This window comes from Stenotrophomonas bentonitica (genome assembly GCF_013185915.1).
Lineage (GTDB): Bacteria > Pseudomonadota > Gammaproteobacteria > Xanthomonadales > Xanthomonadaceae > Stenotrophomonas > Stenotrophomonas bentonitica.
The window spans coordinates 69,445-93,902 of the sequence record NZ_JAAZUH010000004.1; the positions used below are offsets into that span (position 1 = coordinate 69,445).

The window sequence follows — 24,458 nt, forward strand, 5'->3', positions numbered from 1 at the left end:
CACTAGCCAGGCTTCTGCGCCTGGTCGCGACGGAACAGCTCCCACTCGTCCACACGGGTGCCGTCCGGCAGGTGGCAGATGCCCTTCTGGTTTCCCTGCGCGTCCTTCTCGATCTCCACCTTGCCGCCCACCTTCTCACAGTGCACCGAAGCGGGGTTCGCCATTCCCACCTGGCTTTCGTGCACCTTCTGGCTCTGCTGGGAACACCCTGCCAGGCCCGCCACGGCAACGGCTGCCAGCACGATCACATAGCTACGCATGACGCTTCTCCAGTGCGGCCGCCATCGGCTCACCGCAGTCTGGAACCGTGGGCGTGAAAGCTCCGTGCGCCGACCAGTAAATCTACTGGGCGCCCGGATGCACCGGCCGAGCGGCGTTATCCTTTGCATATCCAGCCTCTGCGGGTGCGTCCTTGGGAGTGCATGTATGGGTCTGCTCGCGATTCTGATTTCACTGGCGCTGTTGATGTGGCTGGCTTACCGGGGCTGGAGCGTGCTGCTGCTGGCGCCCGCGGCGGCATTGCTGACCGCCATCCTGTCCGGCGAGGTGGTGCTGGCCAATTGGACCACCACTTTCATGTCCGGTGCGGGCAGCTTCGTCATACGCTGGTTCCCGCTGTTCCTGCTCGGCGGCATCTTCGGCAAGCTGATGGACGACACCGGGTCCATCACCTCCATTGCGAAGTACCTGACGAAACAGCTCGGGGTGAAGCGCACCATGCTGGCCGTGGTGCTGGCCTCTGCGGTGGTCACCTACGGTGGCGTCAGCGTCTTCGTGGCGTTCTTCGTGCTGGTGCCGATGACCCGCGAGATGTTCAAGGCCGCCAACATTCCGTCGCGGCTGATGCCTGCGGCCATCGGCCTGGGCGCCTTCACCTTCACCATGTCGGCGATGCCGGGCAGCCCGTCCACCAACAACGCCATTCCGATGCCGTACTTCGGCACCACCACCTTCGCCGCGCCGGGACTGGGCATCGTCGCCTCGATCATCACCATGGCGTTCGGCATGTGGTGGCTGCACCGCGCCGAAGCCAAGGCGCGCACGGCGGGCGAGTCGTATACCGAAGACGATGGAAAGATCGTCATTCCTGAAAAGACCCGCGAGCAGGCCACCAACTCCGGCGACTTCGACCCGGCCGAACTCGAGCACGGCAAGCGCACCGAGGACTACCCCTCCTTCATCGTCGCTGTCATGCCACTGGTCGTGGTCATCGTGGTCAACTTCCTGATGGCGCTGATCGTGCTGCCGCGCGTGGACTTTTCCGCATTGGAAAGCGCGCCGTGGGGGATCGACGTCAACGCATCCATCGGTGTCTGGTCGGTGCTGATCGCGCTGGCCACCGCCAACCTCACCGCCGTGGTGCTCAACTTCAAACGCCTGCAGTCGCTGCGTGAAAGCCTGGATGCCGGCGCCAACTCCTCCGCACTGCCGATCCTCACCATCGCCAGCCTGGTCGGCTTCGGCGCGGTGGTCGCGGCCATGCCTACCTTCGAAGTGGTGCGCGATGCGGTGCTGCAGATCCCGGGCGGCCCACTGGTTTCACTGGTAGTCGCGATGAACTCACTGGCCGCGCTGACCGGCACGGCATCGGGCGGCATGGCCATCGCGCTGAACGCGCTGGGCAGCGAATACATGCGGATGGCCGCCGAGTACGGCATCGACCCGGCATTGATGCACCGACTTACCGTGGTCAGCGCCGGCACCCTGGATGCGCTGCCGCACAACGGCACGGTCCTGCTGCTGCTTCAGATCAGCAAGCAGACCCATGCCAACAGCTACTTCGACATGTTCATGACGGTGATCGTCGGCGTGCTGATCTCGCTGGTGGCGATCTTCTTCCTCGGTGCCACATTCGGTTCCTTCTGAACACAACATCGCTTCCGTATCTGGAGAGTCAGCCATGAAAACGTTGGTGAAGTTCCTCGCGGCCACATCGCTCCTGCTGGCCTTCCCTGCATTGGGGCACGTCAGCGCGACCGACCACGCGCACACCGACTTCGCCGCAGGCCTGGCGCATCCCTTCCTGGGGGTGGACCACATCCTGGCCATGGTCGCGGTGGGTCTGTGGGCGAGTACCCTGGGCCGGCGCGGACTGATCGCGGTGCCTGCCGCGTTCGTGGGGGTGATGGTGCTGGGCTTCCTGGCTGCGCTGGGCGGACTGTCGCTGCCGCTGGTGGAGCCGGTGATCCTGGCGTCGGTGGCGGTGCTCGGGCTGGCCATCGCTTTTGCGCTGCCGGTATCGCCCTTGTTTGGCGCTGCAGTTGCCGGCTTCTTCGGGTTCTTCCATGGCTATGCGCACGGCGCGGAAATCGGCGGCGCGCACATGCTCACCTACGGCGCCGGATTCGTGCTCGCGACCGTGGTGCTGCATGCGGTTGGACTGGGCCTCGGCGTGGGCGCCGGGCGGCTGATGAACGCCAAGGCCGGGCGTCTCTCGCTTCGCGTGGCGGGAGGCGCCATCGCCGCCTGGGGTCTGCTGATGATGGTGGGCTGAAGTGGATTCCAGACCGTGGACTGCTTCGATCCTTCATCTGCACTGCCCCTGCACCTGCTGCGGCTGATAAGCCCCAGCCAGCCGGTTGGCAGCTTCTCGTACTCCAGGGGCCTGGAGCCGGCCGTGCATGCTGGCGTGGTGCACGATGAGCGCACGGCCACCTGCTGGATCCTGGGAGTGCTTGAGCACAGCTACGCGCTGCTCGACGGCGCCCTGTTCTCGCGCATGGCCCATGCCCTGGAGCAGGACGACGGCGCAGCGTTCCTGTCAGCCAACGCCTGGCTGGCCGCAGGACGCGAAAGCAGGGAGCTGGAACTGGAAGACCGGCGCATGAGCGAATCGCTGCTGCGCCTGCTCATCGACCTCGGCGTGCAGCGGGCCAGTGACCATGCCCGCGTGCGACTCACCTATCCCGCGTCCTTTGCATTGGCCTGCGCCCACTGGGACGTAGCGCCACCCACGGCGCTGCGCGGGCTGATGTGGAGCGTCGTGGAAGCCCAGGTCGCCGCCGCGATGCGCCTGGTGCCGTTGGGGCACACCTCCGGCCAACGCATCCTGATCGCCTCGATGCCGGTCATCGAGCGCGCCGCTGGACGCGCGATGACGGTGAGTGACGATGATGTCGGCAACGTCTCACCGGCGCTGGCGATGATGAGCGCGTGGCACGAAACCCAGTACAGCCGGCTGTTCCGCTCCTGATCAGGGCGGGGATTGCGCAACGTGGCGCCGCCGGTTGTCTTCCGGCGTGGTCGACTCGGCCGGCGGCACCGGGACCAGCGCCTTGAAGGCGTACTGCCCGATCAGCATCAACCAGGTCACGATCACGAACGACGAGGTCAGCACCGGCATGCCGATCGGCTTGAGGAAGATCGCCACCGACGCCCACAACCACGCCGACACCGCTGCGCCGAACAGCGCGTAGCAGAAGCTGCGCCAGGTCAGCACCAGGAAGATGCCCCCCAGTGCCATCGCGGTCAGCGCCGCGTTGTAGCCGAACAGGCCATCGCGGATCGCCCCTTCCGGGCCGCCGAACAGGGCGGCGACCACCGTACCCGTGATCGCACCCAGCAGGCACATCCCCGCCGCAATGCGCGAATGCAGGGCGATGCCCAGCAGGATGATGTAGCCGGTGATCCAGTTGTCCTGGAAGAAGATCTGGCCGACCGACGCGCCGATGCCCATGTACCAGGTGGGCAGCACATACGGCGCGACGTATGAGAACTGATCCGGCGACACCGGCTTGGCCATGGGACCGGCCTCGATGGCGTCGAACTTCAGGATGGCGAACAGGAACAACCAGCCGATCAGCACAAACGGCATCGTCAGCGGCGCCACCTTGTGCGGGCCCAGCAGCGCGGCCAGGCTGGCGAAGGCCAGGGTGCTCATGGCCGCGCCACAGACCAGGTAGACGAACATCGCAACGGACGGGACCGCGCCGGTCTGGAAGTCTTCACTGGTGAACGCAATCAGCGCGAGTGCCACCAGCGCGCCGTTGAAGCCGAACAGCCCATCGCGGACCAGCCCGCGGTCGGCCTTGAGGACGACCGCCGTCAACGTGCTGGCCAGCACGCCGACCACGCAGATGGCGGCGTAGATCCAGGAGTTGAACGCGATGCCCAGCAGGATGACCAGGCCGCTCCAGGGGTTGTTCTGGAAGACGACCTGGCCGATCCCGCGCAGTGTCCAGCTGGCCACGTTCATCGCGCTGGCCTAGAACAGGAAGTAGCGCTGGGCCATGGGCAACACATCCACGGGCTCGCAGGTGATCAGCTCGCCGTCCACGCGGACCTGGTAGTTCTGCGGGTCGACCTCCAGCTTGGGGGTGAGCCCGTTGTGGATCATGTCCTTCTTGCGCAGCGAGCGGATCCCCTTGACCGCTACCAGGTGCTTGTTGAGCTTGAGCTTCTCGCCGATGCCATCGGCCAGCGCGCTGCGGGAAACGAACGTGACCCCGGTGGAGGCACCCGCACGGCCCATGCCCGCGTACATGGGCCGGTAATGCACCGGCTGCGGCGTGGAAATGGACGCGTTCGGGTCGCCCATCGGCGCCACCGCGATCATGCCGCCAATCAGCACGGCCTTGGGTTTCACCCCGAAGAAGTCGGTCTTCCACAGCGCGAGGTCGGCGCGCTTGCCGACCTCGATCGAGCCCACCTCGTGCGCCAGGCCGTGGGTGATCGCCGGGTTGATCGTGTACTTGGCCACGTAGCGCTTGACCCGGAAGTTGTCGTTGCGCGCGTTGTCTTCGGGCAACGGCCCGCGCTGCACCTTCATCTTGTGCGCGGTCTGCCAGCAGCGCAGCGTGGTTTCGCCGATGCGTCCCATCGCCTGCGAGTCCGAGGACATCATCGAGAACACACCCATGTCGTGCAGGATGTCTTCGGCGGCGATGGTCTCGCGGCGGATCCGCGACTCGGCAAAGGCGACGTCCTCGGGCACCTGCGAACTGAGGTGATGGCACACCATCAGCATGTCCAGGTGCTCGTCCACGGTATTGATCGTGTACGGCCGGGTCGGATTGGTGGACGAGGGCAGGATGTTCTCTTCCCCGGCGGCAGTGATGATGTCCGGCGCATGGCCACCGCCGGCGCCTTCGGTATGGAAGCTGTGAATGGTGCGGCCCTTCATGGCGGCGAAGCTGTCGCGCACGAAGCCGCTCTCGTTGAGCGTGTCGGTGTGGATCGCGACCTGGATGTCTTCCTCGTCGGCCACAGTCAGGCAGTTGTCGATGGTCGCCGGGGTGGTGCCCCAGTCTTCATGCAGCTTCAGCCCGATCACGCCCGCGCGGATCTGCTCGCGCAGCGGCTCGGGCTGGCTCGCATTGCCCTTGCCCAGCAGGCCGATGTTGAGCGGCAGCACATCGGCGGCCTCCAGCATGCGGTGGATCGCCCACGGTCCGGGCGTCACCGTGGTAGCCAGGGTGCCCACGGTGGGGCCGGTGCCGCCGCCGACCAGCGTGGTGGTGCCGCTGGCCAGTGCCTCGTCGGCCTGCTGCGGGCAGATGAAGTGGATATGCGTGTCGATGCCACCGGCGGTGACGATGTTGCCTTCGCCGGCGATGACGTCCGTACCGGGGCCGATCACGATGTCCACGCCGGGCTGGATGTCCGGATTGCCGGCCTTGCCGATGCCGGAAATGCGCCCGTCCTTGATCCCGATGTCGGCCTTGATGATGCCCCAGTGGTCGAGAATGATCACACTGGTAATGACCACGTCGGCCACCTCGCTGGCCAGGCGTTGGCCCTGGCCCATGCCGTCGCGGATGACCTTGCCACCGCCGAAGATGACCTCTTCACCGTAGATGGTGCGGTCTTCCTCGATCTCGATGATCAGCTCGGTGTCGGCCAGCCGTACACGGTCGCCCTTGGTCGGGCCATAAAGATTCGCATAGGCGTCGCGGGTGATGGTAACCATATGCCTGCCCCTACAGTTTGCCCATGATCAAGCCGTTGAACCCATAGACCTCGCGCGCTCCAGCGAGCGCCACAAGCTCCACCGTGCGGTCCTGGCCCGGCTCGAAACGTACTGCGGTGCCGGCAGGGATGTTCAGACGGAAGCCGCGGGCCTGGTCGCGATCGAACAGCAGTGCCGTGTTGGTTTCGAAGAAGTGGTAATGCGAGCCGACCTGGATGGGACGGTCGCCGGAATTGCTCACCTGCAGGCTGCGGCGTTCGCGTCCCTGGTTGAGCTCGATCGATCCTTCTTCGATGAAATACTCTCCGGGAATCATGGCAGGCACCTCACGGGATCGGATTGTGGACGGTGACCAGCTTGGTGCCGTCCGGGAACGTGGCTTCCACCTGGATGTCGTGGATCATCTCCGCCACGCCTTCCATCACATCGCTGCGGGTCAGCAGCGTGGCGCCATACGACATCAGGTCGGCTACGGTCCTGCCGTCACGCGCGCCCTCCACCACCGCTGCGGAAATCAATGCCACCGCTTCGGGGTAGTTGAGCTTCACGCCCCGCGCCTTGCGTCGTTCGGCGACCAACGCCGCAGTGAACAGCAGCAGCTTGTCTTTTTCACGTGGCAACAGGTCCATGGCTCTGCTCTCGTTGGTTGTCTCAGGTCGCCCAGATGCGCGGTGCGACGCCGCCCTTGCCGATACCGCCCTCGCGCAGCACGTGCCACGCCCTGCGGAACAGCGACTTGGCCTGCGACATGTGGTCGCCCAGATAACGGCAGACCACCACGCGCTCCAGCGCGCTCACCGAGAACACATGCTGCGCGTCCTCGCCGAGTGTGTCGCGGACACGCGCGGCCGCGTCTTCAATGGACGGTCCGGCGTACACCAGCGTGCCCATGATCGGTTGGCCTGCCAGCACGAAGGGCTGGTCTTTCACCGCCTCCGGCCCTGACACGCAGAAGCGTTCGAACCAGATCGGTTCGCCGTCGCGCACGATCTCCACGCACTGCCGGAACGTGCCTGCGCCGAAACGTTCGCCCGCAGCTGGCCGTCCGAAACTTACGAAGTCCCAGCCGATATACACGGCATCAGCCGCGAGCACGGCCTGGGTCTTCATGGAGGCGGTGGCACCGGCGAACACGATGGTCTCCTGGGGAAGGTACTCACAGACCGCTCCAGCGGCGACGTCGATGCGAACCTGCTGCATGCTGGTCCGTTCTTCGCTGCGGTAGAACTTGGTTGCGCCCGGTGTAGTGAGCACCGTCCGCGCCTGCTCGGCCAGGTGGCAGTCGATCACCAGCTGGTCGCCACCGGCAATGCCACCGGGTGGGTGCAGTATGTACACATGTGCGGATCCGTCGGTTTCTGGATAGAACGCGCGCTGCACAGCCAGTGGCCCAACATGCTGGCGTCGCATGAGGCGGGTCTTGCCTTCCTGGTGCTCGAACCACAGCTCAAGCTTGCCACGCCAATCGTTCGCAGCCATCAAGGACTCCCTGTGACTTGCAGGCCAACGACGCATTCGAACCAACTGCGCTAGAGTAGATTCATTGGACACCCGTCATGTTCAGCCGGAGTGAAAGATGCTTAAGGCCATCGCGGTAGAAGACGGTTCCATCGAACCCGGCTGGTTGCCCCGCGTTTCACTGGGCACGCTGGTGCTGAGTTACGACGAACGGCATGTGCGCCGGCGCGCGCTCTCACTGCCGAGCGGCGAGAAGATACTGCTGGACCTGCCTGAACCGGTGGTGCTCGCATCCGGCGCGCAGCTGCTGCTGGAAGACGGCACCGTGGTCCACATTCATGCAGCAGAAGAAGAACTGCTGGAAGTCACCGCGAAGAACCCGCTGCACCTCACCGAACTGGCGTGGCACATCGGCAACCGGCACCTCGCCGCCGCCATCTATCCCGACCGCATCCTGATCGCGCGCGACCACGTCATCACCGCCATGCTGGAAGGCCTTGGTGCGAAGGTGCGCGAAGTCAATGAACCGTTCAGTCCCGTGCGCGGTGCCTACAGCCACCAGCATTCGCATTCGCACGGACATACGCCATGAGCTCACAACATGGTCCCCTGCGCATCGGTATCGGCGGGCCGGTCGGCTCCGGCAAGACCACGCTGACCGAGAAGCTGTGCAAGGCGCTGCGTGATCGCCTCTCCATCGCGGTGATCACCAACGACATCTACACCAAGGAAGACGCGATGATCCTCGCGCGTCGGCAGGCATTGTCCGAAGACCGGATCATGGCGGTGGAAACCGGGGGCTGCCCGCACACCGCCATCCGCGAAGACGCGTCGATCAACCTGCAGGCGATTGCCGAGATGAACCGCGCCTTCCCTGACCTGGACGTGGTGTTCATCGAATCCGGTGGCGACAATCTGGCCGCTACATTCTCACCGGACCTGGCCGACCTTACCCTCTACGTGATCTCGGTCTGCCAGGGCGAGGAAATTCCGCGCAAGGGCGGGCCAGGCATCACCAAGTCTGACTTCCTGGTCATCAACAAGAGCGACCTCGCGCCGTACGTGGATGTTGATCTCGAGGTGATGCAGCGCGACGCGCTGAAAATGCGCGGCACCCGTCCGTTCGGCTTCACGGACCTTTCCAGAGGAAAAGGGCTGGATGAAATTGTCGACTTCATCATGGAAAACGGCGGGCTCCGCGCCTGACGCGGTGACGTCGGGCGATGCGACCGCGTTGCCCGATTCCACGGTCGAGGTGGCGCAGCTGTTCGGCTTCGACAGCGGCATGCGCGTACCCGCCTATGCAGAAGCAGGCGCGCACGTACCAGAGATCGATCCGGACTACGTATTCCATCGCGAGACCACGCTGGCCATTCTCGCCGGCTTCGCCCACCGGCGCCGGGTGATGGTCTCGGGCTACCACGGCACCGGCAAGTCCACCCATATCGAGCAGGTTGCGGCGCGGCTGAACTGGCCGTGCGTGCGCATCAACCTGGACAGCCATGTCAGCCGCATCGATCTGATCGGCAAGGACGCCATCGTGATCCGGGACGGCAGGCAGGTCACCGAGTTCCGCGATGGCATCCTGCCGTGGGCCTACCAGAACAACGTGGCGCTGGTACTCGATGAGTACGACGCCGGTCGGCCGGACGTGATGTTCGTCATCCAGCGCGTGCTGGAGTCCTCCAGCCGGCTTACCCTGCTCGACCAGGCGCGCGTGCTGTTGCCGCACCCCGCATTTCGCCTGTTCGCTACCGCCAACACGGTAGGGCTTGGCGACAGTACCGGCCTGTACCACGGCACGCAGCAGATCAACCAGGCGCAGATGGACCGCTGGTCGATCGTGGCCGCGCTCAACTACCTGGCGCAGGACGATGAAGTGGCGATCGTGCTGGCCAAGGCCAGGCACTACCGCAACGATGCGGGGCGCGAGACGGTGGTGCGGATGGTGCAGGTTGCGAATCTGACCCGCGCCGCATTCACCAACGGCGACATCGCCACGGTGATGAGCCCGCGCACGGTCATTACCTGGGCCGAGAACGCGGAGATCTTCGGCGACATCGCGTTTGCCTTCCGGATCACCTTCCTCAACAAGTGCGACGAACTGGAACGCGGCATCGTGGCGGAGTTCTATCAACGCGTCTTCGGCGAGGAGTTGCCGGAGTCGATAGCCAACGTGCAGTTGCGTTGACATGAACGCGAAGCATGGGCCGGCACAGGATGCGGTCCGGCTGGCCCTGGACGCATGCTCACGCGCCCTTGCAGGTGACCGCATCGTTGAACAGGCCGCTCCGCGAAGCAGTGTCGCGCTGACCCGGCTTGCCGTCACCCGAGGCATCAGCGATGCGCGTGCGCTGCGCCGGGCTCACCATGACGCGCGCATCCATGAGGACATGGCACCGAAGAACCCACAGGCGCGTGCGCTGTACGACGCGTTGGAGAACGTTCGCATTGAAGCCGTGGGAGCCGTTCGCATGCGCGGCGTAGCGCGAAACCTGGCTGCTGCATTGGAGAACGCGCTGGACGAGCGCGAGGCGGACGCAACGACGGCGCTTGCGCTGATCCTTCGAACGCGGCTGACCAGTGAGCCGTCGCCAGTGAGTGGAGCGGCGGCACTCGCGAAGCATGGTGCGTGGGTGCACGACCAGTTCGAAAATATGCTGCAGGAACTTCCATACGTTATGTACGAGCAGTCCAGCTTCGCACGTGTTGTCACCAGGCATCTGGATGCACTGACGGTCGATGTGTTGCTGGAAGCGCACATGGATCGCGCACCTTTGAACAACGCGGGCACCACGTGCACGGGTAACGCTGGCCAGAACAACGTGGCACGTGATGAACAGCGTGAGCACGTCGAAGAGGCGACCGGCTTGGACGAGCCCGCCGTTGCAGATGCGCCTTCACCCCCGGACAGGCGGGATGGACAGCCATTGAATCCGGCACGACTACGCGCGGCGAGCGGAGCGGTGGCCGCTGAGACCGGCTATCGCGTCTTCACCACCGAATTCGATCAGACTGCAAACGCGTGGGACCTTCGCACTCCGCAGGAGCTGCAGCGGCTGCGCGGTGTGCTGGACCGGCATCGCGCCGTGCACCGCGTCACCGTAGGGCGGCTGGCGGCGCGACTCCAGCGGCATCTGATGGCACGCCAGCAGCGCGACTGGGCGTTCGACCTCGAAGAAGGCGAGCTGGACACCGCCCGGGTTGCGCGCATCATCATCGACCCGACGCAGCCGCTGTCGTTCAAGCAGGAGCGCGAGAGTCGCTTCCGGGACACGGCGGTCACCCTGCTGATCGACAACTCCGGCTCCATGCACGGTCGCCCCATCGCCGTGGCTGCGGTCTGTTGCGACATCCTTGCCGCCACGCTGGAGCGCTGTGGTGTCAGCGTTGAGATCCTCGGCTTCACCACAGGCGCATGGAACGGTGGACAGCCACGCGAGACGTGGTTGAAGGCAGGCAGGCCCGCCGCACCCGGTCGCCTCAACCAGACCCGCCACATCATCTACAAATCCGCGCGGCAGCCGCTGCGTCGCGCCAGAAGCAGCCTCGGCCTGATGCTCTGCAGCGATCTCCTGAAGGAGAACATCGACGGTGAGGCCCTGCTATGGGCACACCAGCGCCTGCTCGCCCGACCCGAGCAACGCAGACTTCTCATCGTCGTATCCGACGGCGCGCCCGCCGATGACGCCACCCTTTCAGCCAATCCACGTGACTACCTTGAGCGCCACCTGCGCGCGGTGATCGACATGATCGAAAAGCGCTCGCCCGTAGAGCTGGTGGCGATAGGCATGGGCCATGACGTTGGCAGGTACTACGCGGGTGCAGTAACCATCCGCGAGCCGGAGCAACTGGCAGGTGCGCTGACAGATGAGCTCGGCGGGCTGCTCGTGCAACGCGCCGCCCGTTGACATCACTGCGCCGGCGCCGGCGCCACATCCAGCCGCAGCACCAGGTAACGCATGAAGAACTGTGTGATCGGCCCCACGCACAGTGCGAACACCACCGTCCCCACACCGGCAATGCCACCCAGGGCGAAACCTAGCGCCAGCACCACCAGCTCGATGCAGGTGCGGACCCGCTGGATGGACCACCCCGCACGCCGGGCAAAGCCGGTCATCAGGCCATCGCGCGGGCCGGTGCCCAGTTGCGCGCCGACGTACAGCGCTGTGGCGATCGCGCAGACCACTACGCCGGTGAGCAGGTAGAGCCAGCGCAGCCCCAGGGCCTCAGGCGCGTCGAAAAACTGCAGGTTGATGTCGGTGAACGGCCCCAGCAGCAGGGTGTTGGCCAGCGTGCCCAGCCCGGGCATCTGCCGCAGCGGTATCCACAGCAGCAGCACCACCAGCGCCACCAGCACCATGATCGTGCCCAGCGACAGCGGCAGGTGCCGCGCGGCGCCCTCGTGGAACACCACCCACGGAGAGCCGCCGAGCGTGCTGCGCATCAGCAGCGCGTTGGAAATGCCGTACAGATACAGCCCGACCAGCAGCCGTACCAGGCGTTCGGGCAGTCGGCCCGCACGGAGCTGGGCGAGAGGGCCGAGATTGGCCAGTCCAAGCGGAGAGGTGTTCAGGTTCATGGGGCCAGTATCTCGACAAGTGGCACTTCCACGTAGAGCCAGTTCAGCCATAGTGGCCCCATGAATCGCGCCCTGACTCCCCAGCACCTGGCCACCCTGGTTGGCCAGTTCCCGCGCAAGCCGGCATATCGCGGCCTGCGCCAGGTCCTGCAGGAACTCATCGGCGACGGGCGCATTCCGCTCGACACCCGCCTGCCGAGCGAGCGCGCGGTCTCCGTGCAGCTCGGGGTGTCCCGCAACACAGTCACGCGCGCCTATGCCGACCTTGTGGCTGCCGGTTTCGCCAGCACCCGCCACGGCGCCGGCACGTTCGCCGCAGTGCCCGCCGAACGCCGTCGCGCGCACGACCACGCACTGCGTTCGGTGGCCAATCCGCACGACCCGGAGGGCAGCATCGACCTCACCTGCGCGTCCACCACGGCCATACCTGGCATAGGCGCTGCCTATGAGCGCGCCATGGAGCGATTGCCCGGATACCTGGGCAGCGATGGCTACCGTCCCACCGGCCTGCCCGCGCTGCGTGCCCTGATCGCCCAGCAGTTCGCCCAACGCGGGCTGCCTACCGATCCCGGCCAGATCATGGTGTGCTCAGGCGCATTGGCCGCCACCGCCGTGGTGGCGCGGGCGCTGTCGCGTCCCGGCGACCGGGTGATGATCGAATCGCCGGTCTACCCCAACGTCATCGAAGCGCTTCGGCTGGGCGGCGCGCGGCTGGTGGCCTCTCCCATGGGCGACGCGCTGGGCGAAGAAGGCTGGGACCTGGACGGCGTCGCCGCCACCCTTACCCAGACCCGGCCGCATCTGGCGTACCTCATTCCCGACTTCCAGAATCCCACCGGCTTCCTGATGCGCGACGACCAGCGCGCACGCTATGCCGCCGAACTGAAGGCCACGCGCACCGTCCCCATCGTCGACGAGTCGTTGCAGGCACTGTCGCTCACAGACGCGTCAATGCCGCTGCCGTTCGCCGCGCATGCCCCGGAGACGATCACCCTGGGCAGTGTGTCCAAGCTGTACTGGAGCGGTCTGCGCGTGGGCTGGATCCGCGCGCCGCAGGGAATGATGGACAAGCTCATCAAGGCACGGCTGCAGTTGGACCTGGGCACCGCCCTGTTCGACCAGCTGGTGGTGACCGAACTGCTGCAGGACGGAGCGTTGATGGCCGCCCGCCGCACCCAGCTGCGCGAGCGCCGCGACGCGCTGGCCAACGCCATCATCGAACACCTGCCGGAGTGGCGCTTCCGTCTTCCGCAGGGCGGCATGACGCTGTGGCTGCAGCTGCCTGCCGGCACCAGTGCCACCCAGTTCGCGACCCGCCTGGAAGCTGCCGGCGTACACATCCCGCCCGGCCCGATGTTCAGCGTGGAAGGTGGCGGCGACCAATGGCTGCGCATCCCCTTCGTGCGGCCGGAGGCGGACCTGATCGAAGCCGTGCGGCGCATCGCTGAGGTCTGGTCGAGCGCCCCGTTGCGCCCATCCGCGCGCAGGCAGGGTGCACAGGTCGTGATCCTCTGATTGGTTCACCGCGCTCAACACGCCGTTTCCCGTCCACCGTCTACCGTGCGTCCACGCGCCTGCCTATCGTGCTCCGAACCCCCACGTTCCGGAAACACCATGCAGACCCTCCATGGCAAAACCGCCCTGATCACCGGCGGCAGCAGCGGCATTGGACTGGCGACCGCGAAGCTCTTCGCAGCACAGGGCGCCCAGGTCATCATCACCGGGCGGCGAAAAGACGTCGTTGACGCCGCAGTGGCCTCCATCGGCAGCGCGGCCACGGGCCTTGTTGGAGACGTCGCGGACATCGCCCACCACGACGCAGTGGCGGCGGAGCTGAAGCAACGCTTTGGCGGCCTGGACATCTACATGGCCAACGCCGGCCTGAATACCATCAACGACTCGGCCCAGGTCAGCCCGGACGAATTCGATGCCCAGTTCAGCGCCAATGCGCGCGGCGTGTTTTTCGGCGTGCAGAACATTGCGCCGATCATGCGTGACGGCGGCGCCATCATCATCACCAGCTCGATCGCCAGCCAGAAGGTGCTGGACGGCCACGCCGTGTACGCGGGTTCGAAGGCCGCCATCGAAGCCTTCGCGCGCAGTTGGATGGTCGAGTTCCGCGCACGCCGCATCCGCGTCAACGTGCTCAGCCCGGGTCCGGTCAACACCCCCATCCTGGACAAGCTCGGCATCCCGCCGGAACAGCGAGGTGACTTCGAACAGCAGGTCGCAAGCGCCATCCCATTGGGCCGGCTTGGTGAGCCGGAGGAGCTGGCCAGCGCCGCACTCTTCCTGGCCTCGGACGCGGGCAGCTTCGTCAACGGCGTGGTGCTGCGCGTGGATGGCGGGATGTCGGTGCTGTAGGCACGTCAGATTTCCCTGATACTGCGGCTTCCGCGAACCCGCTAGCATCGGACGCCAACGCCCATCACGATGGCCTACCGATGACAAGCATCAAGGCAATGAAGCTGTTGTTCGCCGGGTTGATCCTGGCAGCTGGAGTGTTCGTAGTCGGCTACCACGGCGGCAAGCAGTTGGCGAAGGCTGAGATCGCCGCGCAGACGTTGACCACGCAGAAGTGATGAAGCGTTGACGGCAGGCGTGCGTTACCTGCCCGCGCGGTCTCCCTGCTCAATGCCAGACGCATCCCGTGGCTTCGTCGAAGCTGGGGACGACAGGTTCTTCAGAACCGACTTGTCGATCCTGGCGGCGACGCCAACGCTGCGCCCAGCCAGATTCACCACTTGGTACTGCACCGCGACACCCAATACCTGGGTGGCTTCGGCCATGTTCAATCCATGGCTTCCGCGCAACCACTGCAGCATGCCGGAGGTAGCCAAGCGCAGCGCGTCGTCACTCGAGCCGCCCTGACCCAACGTCATGATCTGGGTTGGCGACTCCACGCGCGGGGTGTTGATCGAGTGCTGTTTCAGCAGTTCCACCTTCACCACCACATCCAGCGAGGTTTCCAGCGCCCACTGCGTGGTCTCACCATCGCCCTGCAACGCGTGGCCGTCGCCCAGGTACAGCAGTGCACCGGGCTGCTGCACCGGCAGGTACACGGTGTTGCCCTCAACAGCCGCGTTGAAATCCATGTTGCCGCCGAACTCAACCGTGTCGCCGGTAGAAAACGGCGGGTAACCAAAACCGGGTGCCACGGCGATGCCGCCCAGCATCGGCTTCACCGGGATCTCGAAGTTCTTCAGCCCGCCCGTGGCCCCCTGCGGGCGCGCAACGCCTTTGACACGGTCCAGCTCCCAGCGGGCGGGCTGGCCAAGGGAGGCGGTTCATGCCGTGAACGCATGGGTGATGCGTCTGTCCCGATGGTTGGTATCGGGCTGGTCGCTCTGGCCGCGCATCTTCGCGTCATCGATCTGGCCCTCGAAATGATAGGCCTGCCCCTGTGAATCCCTGGCAGTGAACTGCAGTCGCCCACCACGCAGTGACCCGGTGACCGGATCGGCGTCGAGCTTGCCGCTGACCTGTTCACCTTGTACGTCCATGTGCAGGGTCTGGTAATTGGTGCTGCCCCACCAGTCGGTAGCTACGACCCACTGCTCGGCGGCAAGGGCTGGCAACGGCAGCGCCGCCAGCAGCAGGAACAGCTTGGGAGCGAAGGGCATTGCGGAGCTCCATGCAGACCGACAAGGCAGGTTCCGGGAACTTATGGAGGGTGGGGAGGCAGCAGCAGTGTCAAACGTAACGACGGCTTTGCGCACAGTATTCCCGATCAGACAAGATTCCCCTTTCCAATGCCTTCGGCCAAGATCGACCGATCCAGACAGAGGGCAGCGGGAATGAATGCATGGATCTACCTGGCGGTGGCGATCCTCAGTGAGGTCATCGCCACCAGCGCATTGAAGGCCAGCGAAGGCTTCTCCAAGGTGGGGCCTTCCATTCTGGTCGTGCTCTTCTACGGCGTGTCCTTCTATTGCCTCTCGCAGACCCTCAAGAGCGTTCCAGTCGGGGTGGCCTACGCCATCTGGTCCGGCGTCGGGATCGTGTTCATCACACTGGTTGCCTGGGTCCTGCATGGTCAGAAGATCGACCTGTGGGGCGTGATCGGCATGGCGATGATTACCGGCGGCGTAGTGGTCATGAACACGCTCTCCAAGACGTCGGGCCACTGACGAGGAAGATGTATGGTTCAGGGAAAAGCCGTTGAGCTGCGCCAGTCCACCGGACACACTGGCTTCCAGACCACCAACTGACGTATCGGAATCTGCATGTTGAGGCGGCCCCGCGTTCTACTGGTTGAAGACCAGCTGGACCTGCGCGATCTGATTGGTAATGCACTGGCGGACCATGGCGTTGACGTCGTCCTGGCAGAGGACGGCCGATGCGCCGAGGAGCTGATCAGGCTTCATGGCGATTTCGATGTCGTCTTCAGTGACATTGAGATGCCGAACGGCGTATCGGGAATTGAACTGGCCGAAACCGTGGCACGCCACCTGCCCCAGGCGCAGGTGATCCTGGCCTCGGGTTACGCCCGCAGCCAGCTGCCGCCGCTGCCGGAGGGCGTCACCTTCCTGTCCAAGCCCTATCGTCTCAAACAACTCATGGCGCTGTTCAATGCTGTCACGCGCGCCGAGGGTGGAAGCAACGCTTCAGGAACCGATCCGTTCGTTTCGACACCGGGATAGCGCATGAAAGAGTCCGTCGATGTGTTCACTGCCCTTCGCGACCTGCTGCTCCCCTATCGGCAACGGCTCCTCATCGTCCACGATCAAGACGGCCACTTCTACGCCAATTGCCAGAAGCCCGACGTCAAAGGAAAAGCCCAGTTCTTTGGTGCGGTAAAGGCGTCAGGGCGCAAGCAGGTGCTGCATTTCATGCCGGTGTACGACTTCCCGGAGCTGCTGGACAACATCAGCCCTGCACTGAAGAAACGCATGCAGGGGAAGTCGTGCTTCAACTTCGATGCCTGCGATGCTGCCGTGATGGATGAGCTGAAGCAGGTGATCGAGCAGGGTGTATCGCGTTACGAAGGCGCAGGTAAGCTTTAAGCCGCCGCTAGATCCATGATCCGTTGATGACAGCCTCGATTCGGTGTCCGTCCGGGTCCATCAGGAAGGCCGCGTAATAGTGGTCTCCATAGTCGAGGCGTACGCCAGGAGCGCCGTTGCAGGTGCCACCGACGTTCAGCGCGGACACGTGGAAGTCCTGCACGGCTGCACGCGATGGCGCTGCAAAGGCAAGGTGGAAGCCTTCCCCGGGCGGCTGCGCATTCTCCCGCAGCTTCAGGCATAGCAGATCCTCGTCGTCGACCAGCCCGTACCCGACCGCCGTTTCATCTTCGAAGACGCGACGGAAACCCAATGCGCCCAGGGCGGCATCGTAGAAGCGCGCCGATAGATCGAGATCGCGGACGCCGATGGAGATGTGGTGGAGCATCGACGATTACCTTGATCAGAAGCGTTCTTCTACCGCGTATGAATTCTAAATTACGCTTTGCATGCAGGAACATCCGCGGGCGCAGGACTCATGTAGGTTACCTGTCCCGCACAGACTTGAAAAGCGAACGAGATGCTGGCCACGCCGGGGTCTGGAACGCTGGCCGTGTGCATGACCTTGCCGTCGGGCGAGAGCAACTTGATGCGGGCGCCATCCGGACTGCTCGGGTTGCCCGGCGTCGTCAGCTCAAGGGTAAAGCCATCGGAGAGCTGAACCGTGGCGGCTTCGCGAGACGGTAACTGAAGGTCAACGGCGACTGCCGGCAGTGCATCCCGCTGCAGGGTGCCGGTGAACTGCACCCTTTGCGGAGCAGCCGCAGACGAAGAGAACGAAACGCAACAAAGGGACAGTAAAGCGGCTGCGACCTTCATGGTGCACCTCCAATGTGTGGGATATCCGTTCTTGATCAGGGCTTCAATGCCGCAGCGTAACGGTCTGCCGCATTTTCGAAGCCGCCATTTTCTGTTTCCACCCGCTTGAAGAATGACTCGTCGAGGTCACTGAACGGGTCAGTGTCATCATCGAAATCATCCCAGACCTTGTCCAGCGCATCCTCGCGCTCGGAGCGCTCACGAGGATACGTCGGACCAAAGACCTGCATCGCCTTGTCGATCAGCTCTGCGGTCTCTGGCATACCCAAGGCACGGAACGCCTGCACGCCTTCCGGCGCCAGCACGCCCGTGCTGTTGGAAAAGAACTGCTCGAACCCGCCGTTGTTGATCTCGGACTGGCACCAGTGCGCCGCGAACAGGACGCGTGATGCCTCGGGCGAGGCGGTGTACTGCTGGAGGAATACATCGCCACCGTCGTAGATCGATACGGTGTCCCAGATCGGCTCAACCAGCGTCCAATAGCCCACGCACACTCTCCAGAGGGGGCCGGAACGATGCGTCCGACCACCCGCGCAGCGTCGCCGCTGCCGCGCGGAGAATCAAGTGCCCTCAGGCGGCCATCCCGCCGGCGTTGTCCCGCAGTTCCTGCCGGTAGGTCCGGCTGCACGGCAAGGTGGTGCCATCGCGCAGGTGCACGCGCGCATCGCCGGTTTCCAGCGGCTCGATCGAGGCCACGTGCGGCAGGGCCACCATGTAGCTGCGGTGGATGCGTACGAAGCGCTGCGGGTCCAGCCGCGTTTCCACGCCAGCCAGGGTGCTGCGCAGCGGGTAGTCATGCCCGCGCACGCGCAGGTTTACGTAGTTGCCGGCGGCCTGCACCCACTCGATGTCGCTGGCGGCGATCAGGAACTCCCTTCCCAGCTTGCGCACCAGGAAGCGCTCCGGTCGATCCACCGGCTCCAGCGGCGGGCCCTGGTCCGGCGCGCTCAACAGGCTGACCTCGCCCCGCCAGCGTCGCATCACGAACCGGTAGCCTTCCATCACCAGGACGATGGAGATGAAGCTGCGCACGTCCTTGAGGTACTCGTAGGCCAGCTCGCGCGGCCAGGGGCCGAAGTCGTACTCCTGGCCGACCGTACGGTACGCCAGCATCCGCAGCGCCACCATGGCGGTTACGTGTACCAGGCACACGGCCATGCTCACCGGGATGTACTGGATCAGGCGCCGGCGCCAGTTGTCCCACAGCAGCGGGAAGCGGCGGGTGTACCAAGCCAGGAACGGGATGAGCACCAGCAGCCAGACCACCGCGCTGCTGGCCTCCCACACCACCGGCTTCCAGGTCTCGAAACCGGCGTTGAGCCGGCGCAGGTCGATCACCGTGGTGATGCTGTTGCCCAGCAGGTTGGTCCCCACCAGCAACACCCAGAAGCCCCACTCCACCCAACGCCGCCAGGGGAGATATCGTTCGTAGGGCATGGGATCGGGATGGGTCATCGGGAAAGTGTAGGCCGCAGGCCGGTGTCACACCATTCCGGTTCGTCCCCGTGGGTCTGCGGCTCGTCCCTCAGCCCTTGCGGGACGGCCCTTCGCGCTGGCGGGGCCGGGCGACTGGGCCCAGCGTAGGGCTACCTGCCAACTGGAGAGCACCCATGCAACGCCGATACGACCTGGACTGGGTGCGCGTCTGCGCCTTTGGCGTGCTGGTCCTGTACCACGTGGGCATGTACTACGTGACCTGGGACTGGCATGTAAAAAGCCCGAATGCCAGCCACGCGCTGGAGCCCTTCATGGTGCTGACTGCGCCGTGGCGGCTGTCGCTGCTGTTCCTGGTCTCCGGCGCAGCGACCGCCTTCATGTTCGGAAAGATCGACGCCAGGGCGGGGTCCGGCGGCAGCCGGTTGCGGCTGCTGGGGAGCCGCTCGTGGTTCCTGCTGGTGCCATTGATCTTCGGCATGGTCGTGGTCGTGACGCCGCAGTCCTACTACGAGGTGGTGGAGCAGCTGCCGGGTGGGTACCACCACGGCTACCTGACCTTCTGGGGCCAGTACCTTTCCGGCTACGAGGGCTTCTGCGACGCGGACGGCTGCCTGCGGGTGCCCACCTGGAACCATTTGTGGTTCGTTGCCTACCTGTGGGTGTACACGGTGGTGATCTGGCTGCTGTGGAGCCTGGCGCCCGGTGCGCTGCGGGCGATGGGACGGGGACTGGAGCGCATGCTCTCGGGGTACGGCGCTCTGATCTGGCCCGCCGTATTGCTGGCGGTGCTGCGGGTAACGCTTTCCGGTCGCTTCGAATCGACCCACGCGCTGGCGGGCGACTGGTACAACCACGCGCAGTACGGGGCGGTGTTCCTGCTCGGCTTCCTGCTGGCAAGAGCGGAGACGTTCTGGAACGTCCTGGCCCGCCTGCGTTGGACCGCGCTGATCCTGTGGCTCGCCAGCTGGGCAGGACTGATCGCCTACTTCGTGACCTATTACGCCGACGGTGAGCCGCTGCCGGCACTACGCCTGGTCATGCGCGCGGTGTGGGGCGTGAATCAATGGTGCGCCATCGTCGCGGTGCTGGGCTTTGCCCGGCATTGGAACCCCGGTGACAATCGCGCGCTGCGTTATCTCGTCCCAGCGGTGTTCCCGGTGTACATCCTGCACCAGACCATCATCGTGGTGGCCGCGCACAACCTGAAGCCGCTGGGTCTTGCGCCGCTGGTGGAGGGGCCGTTGCTGGTGGTGGTGACGTTTGCGCTGGCGTTCCTGTTCTACGAGGTGATCCGACGGCTGGCGTGGCTGCGGCCCTTGTTTGGTTTGAAGATGCGCGGGCCGACCGTCGCAGCGCCGCTGGCAAGCCGGCCGGCGTGCTAGCCTGCGCGGCTGCGCCCAACCTGTTGCCCGCCCATGCCCTCGTCCCAAGCCCGCGTCGCCACCCGGGACACCGGTTCTGCGTTTCGTACCCTGTGGCCGCTGCTGGTGGTCATGCTGTTCTTCCTCGGCAGTGGGTTCCTGGCCGGCAAGAACATCCAGACCATCCGCGAAGGCAGCGCGCTGGTCATCCGCTCGCAGGAGACGATGAACGCCATGGGCGACGTCCTCTCTGCGGTGCAGGACGCCGAGACCGGCCAGCGCGGCTACCTGCTGACCGGGGACGAAAGCTACCTCGAGCCCTATCGAACCGCGCTGGCCGTGGCCAGCACACGGCTGGAGGCCATGGAAAGCGCGCTCGCAGACGATCCCGCGCAAGGGGACCGGCTCAAGCTGCTGGCGCGCCGGGTCCAGGACAAGATGGACGAGCTGCACGAGACCATCGAACTGCGCCGCACCCAAGGGTTCGAAGCGGCCTTGGCGGTGGTCAATTCCAACAGCGGCAAAGCCGCCATGGACGACATCCGTGCGCGGCTCGCCTCCATGCGCGCGATCGAGCTCGACAAGCGGGCCCAGCGCCTGACGGAAATGGAGTCCGCGTACAACACGGCGCTGAGCTCGGGCACGGCCAGCGCGGTGCTGGGGACGGTACTGACCATCTTCATCGCCTTCCTGCTGCGCCGCCATACCCGCGCCCGCGAACGCGACGCCTGGCTGCAGCGCGGCCGGCTGGAGCTGGCCACCGCGACCGGTGGCGACCTGGACAGCGGTACGCTTGCGCGCACCAGCCTGGGCTTCCTCGCCCGATTCACCGGCGCCGAGGCCGGCATGCTGTTCGTACCGGAGGGCACCGGCTTCAGGCAGATCGGTGCAGTGGGCACCGCCTCGCCGGCCGATGCGCCCGAAGGCGGCGAGCTGCGCGGCAGCGGCAGTCTGCTCGGCCGCGCCGTGGACGAAAAGCGCGTGATCGTGGTGTCCGACGTGCCGCCGGGCTACTTCACCGTCGGTTCGGGCCTGGGCCAGGCCCAGCCGCGCCATCTGGTGATCGCACCCAGCGTCCACGAGGGCGAAACAAGCGGCGTCATCGAGCTGGGCTTCTTCGGTGCGGTGCCGGCCGAGGTGGTGGAGCTGCTCGAGCGCGCCTCCGGAGACATGGCTGTCGCCCTGCGCTCCGCCGCTTACCGCGCCAAGCTCTCCGAGCTGCTGGCCAAGACCCAGCGGCAGTCCGAAACGCTGCAGGTACAGAGCGAGGAGCTGCGCGTCTCCAACGAGGAGCTGGAAGAACAGAGCCGCGCGCTGCGCGCGTCCCAGCACGAGCTGGAAGAGCAGCAGGCCGAGCTGGAGCAGACCAACAACCAGCTGTTCGACCAGTCGCAGCAGCTGGAAGACGAGCGCGACAAACTCGCCCGCGCCAATGCGGCGATCGTGGCCGAATCCAACAACGTGCAGCGCGCCAGCCAGTACAAGTCCGAGTTCCTGGCCAACATGTCGCACGAGCTGCGCACGCCGCTGAACTCCGCGCTCATTCTCTCCAAGCTGCTGGGCGACAACCGCGACGGCAACCTCAGCGCGGAACAGGTGAAGTTCGCGCGGACCATCCACGCGTCCGGCACCGACCTGCTCAACCTGATCAACGAGATCCTGGACCTGTCCAAGATCGAGGCGGGCCACATCGAAGTGCACGCCGAGCGCTTCGGGGTGGAGAAGCTGCTGACCGACATCTCGGCGCTGCTGGGTCCGGTGGCCAACGAGAAGGGGCTGACGTTCGACGTGTCGGCGACTGCTGACTGCCCGGCAGTCATCGAGTCGGATCGCCAGCGCATCGAACAGATCCTCAAGAACCTGTTGTCCAACGCGCTGAAGTTCACCGAAGTGGGCGGCGTCAGCGTGGTCGCTTCGGCGACGCGCGACGGCAAGGTCGCGTTTGCGGTAACCGACAGCGGCATCGGCATCGCACCCGAACAGCAGTCGCGCATCTTCGAAGCGTTCCAGCAGGCCGATGGATCCATCAGCCGGCGCTACGGCGGTACCGGCCTCGGGCTGTCGATCTCGCAGGAGCTTGCGCGCCTGCTTGGCGGCGACATCAGCGTGGAAAGCGAGCCCGGCAAGGGCAGCTGCTTCCGCCTGGTGGTCGCGGCCCGCTTGGCCAACACGGAGCGTCCTACGGCACCTGCAGCGGCACCGGTAGCCGTGCCTGCCACGTTGGCCCCTGCCCGCCCGTCCAAGGCACCGGACATGCGTACCTCGACGCCCAGCGGCACCGGTCGCGGGCTGATCCTGATCATCGAAGACGACATCGCCTTCGGCGAAATCGTCAGCGACCTGGCGCAGGAGATGGGCTTCAGGGCGCAGGTAGCACGCACCGCGAGCGAAGCGCTCGCTGCAGCCCGCAGCGAGCTTCCGCACGCCATCGTGCTGGACATCGGCCTGCCCGACCAGTCCGGCCTCTCGGTACTCGACGTGCTCAAGCACGACATGCGCACCCGCCACATCCCCATCCACGTGGTCTCTGCGATGGACCATTCGCACAAGGCGCTGTCGCTGGGTGCGGTGGGCTATCTCGGCAAGCCGGCCACCCGCGAAGAACTCGCCGGCGTGCTCGACTCGCTGGAGCGCCGCCTGTCGCAGCGCCCGCGCCGGGTGCTGGTGGTGGAGGACGACGCCGTGCAGCTGGACGCCGTGCGCGAACTGCTGGCGGTAGCGGATGTGGAAACCATCGGTGCGCGCTCCGCATCGGAGTGCCTGCAGGCGCTCGAACAGCACAGCTTCGACTGCATGGTGCTCGACCTCACGCTGCCCGACGCCTCCGGCTTCGAGCTGCTCGAGCTGCTCACAGAGAAGAGCGTGCACGCACTGCCGCCTGTGATCGTCTACACCGGCCGCGTGCTCTCGCAAGCCGAAGAGATGCGCCTGGGCCGTTCCTCCAGTTCCATCATCATCAAGGGCGCGCGCTCACCCGAGCGCCTGCTCGATGAAGTCACCCTGTTCCTGCACAAGGTGGTCAGCGACCTGCCGGAATCGCAGCAGGGCATGATCCGCACCGCGCAGCATCGCGATACCGCGTTGGAGGGGCGCCGCGTGCTGATCGTCGAAGACGACGTGCGCAACATCTACGCACTGATGAATGTGCTGGAGCCGCATGGCTGCAAGGTCACCATCGCGCGCAATGGCCAGGAGGCCATCGACACGCTGACCAACGCGGTCGATGGCCCCGCACCGATCGAGCTGGTGCTGATGGACATCATGATGCCGGTCAAGGATGGCCTGACCGCCACCCGCGAGATCCGCCACGACGGTCGCTTCAGCAAGTTGCCGATCATCGCCCTCACCGCCAAGGCGATGCCCGACGACCAGCAGCAGTGCATCCAGGCCGGTGCCAGCGACTATGTGGCCAAGCCGCTGGACGTGGACAAGCTGGTGTCGCTTATCCGGGTGTGGTTGATGGCGTGAGTGCGGGCTAGGTGCGTGCCCTATCCGCCGGATGGTTGACGCCGTCCTCAACCGGTACGTCCGCAATGGCGAACGGATTGATGCCCTCCAGGCAACCCACGTTGAAACCGAACTGCTCCGGGTTTGAACGGCGCTGGTGATGCGTGTAGATCCCACAGATGCCACAGAAGTAATGCTTGGCCGCGTGGGTGTTGAACTGGTAAAGCTTCAGCTGTTCTGCACCCTTCACGACGTGCAGCCCGGCCAGGGGCACGGACGCCACCACCGCACCCTTGCGCCGGCAGATGGAGCAGTCACACCGGCGCGGGCTCACGATGCCATCGGGCAGATCAAGCTGAAGTTCCACCGCGCCGCAGTGGCAGGTGGCGCGGTGTCTGGGCTGGATGGGGACGCCGCCTACTTCCTTAAGCATCTTTCAG

The 24,458-nt window shown here is 65.3% G+C and carries 28 protein-coding genes; 14 read left to right on the forward strand and 14 right to left on the reverse strand.

Features of this window, described 5'->3' with window-relative positions:
* Positions 1 to 2: 2 nt before the first annotated feature.
* Positions 3 to 260, reverse strand: a complete 258-nt coding sequence (locus tag HGB51_RS18150) for a putative hemolysin (protein ID WP_070207781.1) — start codon at positions 258 to 260, stop codon at positions 3 to 5.
* Positions 261 to 426: 166 nt separating this feature from the next.
* Between HGB51_RS18150 and HGB51_RS18155 the strand changes: the two genes are divergently transcribed.
* Genes HGB51_RS18155 through HGB51_RS18165 form a run of 3 tightly spaced genes read left to right on the forward strand, consistent with a single transcriptional unit; the run spans position 427 to position 3,193 of the window.
* Complete coding sequence (locus tag HGB51_RS18155) at positions 427 to 1,866, forward strand: GntP family permease (RefSeq protein WP_070207782.1); 1,440 nt, start codon at positions 427 to 429, stop codon at positions 1,864 to 1,866.
* A 34-nt stretch (positions 1,867 to 1,900) separates the two neighbouring features.
* Positions 1,901 to 2,494, forward strand: coding sequence for a HupE/UreJ family protein (locus HGB51_RS18160; protein ID WP_070207783.1), 594 nt, complete (start codon positions 1,901 to 1,903; stop codon positions 2,492 to 2,494).
* Between the two features lie 15 nt (positions 2,495 to 2,509).
* Positions 2,510 to 3,193, forward strand: a complete 684-nt coding sequence (locus HGB51_RS18165; RefSeq protein ID WP_070207784.1) for an urease accessory protein UreF — start codon at positions 2,510 to 2,512, stop codon at positions 3,191 to 3,193.
* Here HGB51_RS18165 and HGB51_RS18170 read toward each other — a convergent pair whose 3' ends face one another.
* Genes HGB51_RS18170 through HGB51_RS18190 form a run of 5 tightly spaced genes read right to left on the reverse strand, consistent with a single transcriptional unit; the run spans position 3,194 to position 7,387 of the window.
* Positions 3,194 to 4,195, reverse strand: a complete 1,002-nt coding sequence (locus tag HGB51_RS18170; RefSeq protein ID WP_070207785.1) for an urea transporter — start codon at positions 4,193 to 4,195, stop codon at positions 3,194 to 3,196.
* Positions 4,196 to 4,204: 9 nt separating this feature from the next.
* Entirely contained in the window at positions 4,205 to 5,908 is a 1,704-nt protein-coding gene (gene ureC / locus HGB51_RS18175; RefSeq protein ID WP_070207786.1) for an urease subunit alpha, read from the reverse strand.
* A gap of 10 nt (positions 5,909 to 5,918) precedes the next feature.
* Positions 5,919 to 6,224: an urease subunit beta gene (locus HGB51_RS18180; protein WP_070207787.1), complete on the reverse strand. Its 306-nt coding sequence runs from the start codon at positions 6,222 to 6,224 to the stop codon at positions 5,919 to 5,921.
* A 10-nt stretch (positions 6,225 to 6,234) separates the two neighbouring features.
* Positions 6,235 to 6,537, reverse strand: a complete 303-nt coding sequence (gene ureA / locus HGB51_RS18185; protein WP_070207788.1) for an urease subunit gamma — start codon at positions 6,535 to 6,537, stop codon at positions 6,235 to 6,237.
* A gap of 22 nt (positions 6,538 to 6,559) precedes the next feature.
* Positions 6,560 to 7,387, reverse strand: coding sequence for an urease accessory protein UreD (locus HGB51_RS18190; protein ID WP_084738925.1), 828 nt, complete (start codon positions 7,385 to 7,387; stop codon positions 6,560 to 6,562).
* A 97-nt stretch (positions 7,388 to 7,484) separates the two neighbouring features.
* Between HGB51_RS18190 and HGB51_RS18195 the strand changes: the two genes are divergently transcribed.
* The 4 genes from HGB51_RS18195 to HGB51_RS18210 are packed head-to-tail and all read left to right on the forward strand — an operon-like array spanning position 7,485 to position 11,277.
* Complete coding sequence (locus tag HGB51_RS18195; protein WP_070207790.1) at positions 7,485 to 7,958, forward strand: urease accessory protein UreE; 474 nt, start codon at positions 7,485 to 7,487, stop codon at positions 7,956 to 7,958.
* On the forward strand, positions 7,955 to 8,572 hold the full coding sequence (gene ureG / locus HGB51_RS18200) for an urease accessory protein UreG (protein WP_070207791.1): 618 nt from the start codon (positions 7,955 to 7,957) through the stop codon (positions 8,570 to 8,572). Before HGB51_RS18195 ends, ureG begins: the two co-directional genes overlap by 4 nt.
* Positions 8,526 to 9,557 carry a cobaltochelatase subunit CobS gene (cobS, locus tag HGB51_RS18205; RefSeq protein WP_084738926.1) on the forward strand — a complete coding sequence of 344 codons (1,032 nt, stop codon included), beginning with the start codon at positions 8,526 to 8,528 and terminating at the stop codon, positions 9,555 to 9,557. The genes ureG and cobS overlap by 47 nt, the downstream gene beginning before the upstream one ends.
* A gap of 1 nt (position 9,558) precedes the next feature.
* Positions 9,559 to 11,277, forward strand: coding sequence for a cobaltochelatase CobT-related protein (locus tag HGB51_RS18210; RefSeq protein WP_070207793.1), 1,719 nt, complete (start codon positions 9,559 to 9,561; stop codon positions 11,275 to 11,277).
* 2 nt (positions 11,278 to 11,279) lie between these two features.
* On the opposite strand, the gene yczE is transcribed toward HGB51_RS18210, so the two are convergent.
* The gene (yczE, locus tag HGB51_RS18215; RefSeq protein WP_070207794.1) at positions 11,280 to 11,948 is read right to left on the reverse strand and encodes a membrane protein YczE; all 669 of its coding nucleotides are present in this window, start codon (positions 11,946 to 11,948) and stop codon (positions 11,280 to 11,282) included.
* A 60-nt stretch (positions 11,949 to 12,008) separates the two neighbouring features.
* Here yczE and yczR point away from each other — a divergent pair, with 60 nt between their 5' ends.
* Together yczR and HGB51_RS18225 are read left to right on the forward strand one after the other, a co-directional pair.
* Positions 12,009 to 13,463, forward strand: coding sequence for a MocR-like transcription factor YczR (yczR, locus tag HGB51_RS18220; protein WP_070207795.1), 1,455 nt, complete (start codon positions 12,009 to 12,011; stop codon positions 13,461 to 13,463).
* Between the two features lie 99 nt (positions 13,464 to 13,562).
* A complete protein-coding gene (locus tag HGB51_RS18225) occupies positions 13,563 to 14,312 on the forward strand; it encodes an SDR family NAD(P)-dependent oxidoreductase (protein ID WP_070207796.1) in 750 nt (249 codons plus the stop codon).
* A gap of 242 nt (positions 14,313 to 14,554) precedes the next feature.
* Here HGB51_RS18225 and HGB51_RS20185 read toward each other — a convergent pair whose 3' ends face one another.
* Together HGB51_RS20185 and HGB51_RS20190 are read right to left on the reverse strand one after the other, a co-directional pair.
* Positions 14,555 to 15,124 carry an acetamidase/formamidase family protein gene (locus HGB51_RS20185; RefSeq protein WP_070207797.1) on the reverse strand — a complete coding sequence of 190 codons (570 nt, stop codon included), beginning with the start codon at positions 15,122 to 15,124 and terminating at the stop codon, positions 14,555 to 14,557.
* Positions 15,125 to 15,235: 111 nt separating this feature from the next.
* Positions 15,236 to 15,571, reverse strand: a complete 336-nt coding sequence (locus tag HGB51_RS20190) for a hypothetical protein (RefSeq protein ID WP_070207798.1) — start codon at positions 15,569 to 15,571, stop codon at positions 15,236 to 15,238.
* A gap of 174 nt (positions 15,572 to 15,745) precedes the next feature.
* On the opposite strand from HGB51_RS20190, the gene HGB51_RS18235 reads away from it, so the two are divergent.
* From HGB51_RS18235 to HGB51_RS18245, 3 genes are all read left to right on the forward strand, one after another.
* On the forward strand, positions 15,746 to 16,078 hold the full coding sequence (locus HGB51_RS18235) for a DMT family transporter (protein ID WP_070207799.1): 333 nt from the start codon (positions 15,746 to 15,748) through the stop codon (positions 16,076 to 16,078).
* A gap of 96 nt (positions 16,079 to 16,174) precedes the next feature.
* The gene (locus tag HGB51_RS18240) at positions 16,175 to 16,591 is read left to right on the forward strand and encodes a response regulator (protein WP_084738927.1); all 417 of its coding nucleotides are present in this window, start codon (positions 16,175 to 16,177) and stop codon (positions 16,589 to 16,591) included.
* 3 nt (positions 16,592 to 16,594) lie between these two features.
* Positions 16,595 to 16,954: a hypothetical protein gene (locus HGB51_RS18245; protein ID WP_070207801.1), complete on the forward strand. Its 360-nt coding sequence runs from the start codon at positions 16,595 to 16,597 to the stop codon at positions 16,952 to 16,954.
* 7 nt (positions 16,955 to 16,961) lie between these two features.
* Here the strand turns inward: HGB51_RS18245 and HGB51_RS18250 are convergent, their stop codons facing one another.
* The 4 genes from HGB51_RS18250 to HGB51_RS18265 all read right to left on the reverse strand — a co-directional run bounded on the left by HGB51_RS18250 (position 16,962) and on the right by HGB51_RS18265 (position 19,210).
* A complete protein-coding gene (locus HGB51_RS18250; RefSeq protein ID WP_070207802.1) occupies positions 16,962 to 17,342 on the reverse strand; it encodes a VOC family protein in 381 nt (126 codons plus the stop codon).
* 50 nt (positions 17,343 to 17,392) lie between these two features.
* Positions 17,393 to 17,773: a hypothetical protein gene (locus HGB51_RS18255; protein ID WP_141739121.1), complete on the reverse strand. Its 381-nt coding sequence runs from the start codon at positions 17,771 to 17,773 to the stop codon at positions 17,393 to 17,395.
* 35 nt (positions 17,774 to 17,808) lie between these two features.
* The gene (locus HGB51_RS18260) at positions 17,809 to 18,261 is read right to left on the reverse strand and encodes a DMP19 family protein (RefSeq protein WP_070207804.1); all 453 of its coding nucleotides are present in this window, start codon (positions 18,259 to 18,261) and stop codon (positions 17,809 to 17,811) included.
* 82 nt (positions 18,262 to 18,343) lie between these two features.
* Entirely contained in the window at positions 18,344 to 19,210 is an 867-nt protein-coding gene (locus HGB51_RS18265) for a LytR/AlgR family response regulator transcription factor (protein ID WP_246233697.1), read from the reverse strand.
* A gap of 173 nt (positions 19,211 to 19,383) precedes the next feature.
* On the opposite strand from HGB51_RS18265, the gene HGB51_RS18270 reads away from it, so the two are divergent.
* Positions 19,384 to 20,592, forward strand: coding sequence for an acyltransferase family protein (locus tag HGB51_RS18270; RefSeq protein WP_070207806.1), 1,209 nt, complete (start codon positions 19,384 to 19,386; stop codon positions 20,590 to 20,592).
* A 33-nt stretch (positions 20,593 to 20,625) separates the two neighbouring features.
* Entirely contained in the window at positions 20,626 to 24,039 is a 3,414-nt protein-coding gene (locus tag HGB51_RS18275; RefSeq protein WP_084738930.1) for a response regulator, read from the forward strand.
* A 7-nt stretch (positions 24,040 to 24,046) separates the two neighbouring features.
* On the opposite strand, the gene HGB51_RS18280 is transcribed toward HGB51_RS18275, so the two are convergent.
* The gene (locus HGB51_RS18280; protein WP_070207807.1) at positions 24,047 to 24,451 is read right to left on the reverse strand and encodes a GFA family protein; all 405 of its coding nucleotides are present in this window, start codon (positions 24,449 to 24,451) and stop codon (positions 24,047 to 24,049) included.
* Positions 24,452 to 24,458 lie beyond the last annotated feature (7 nt).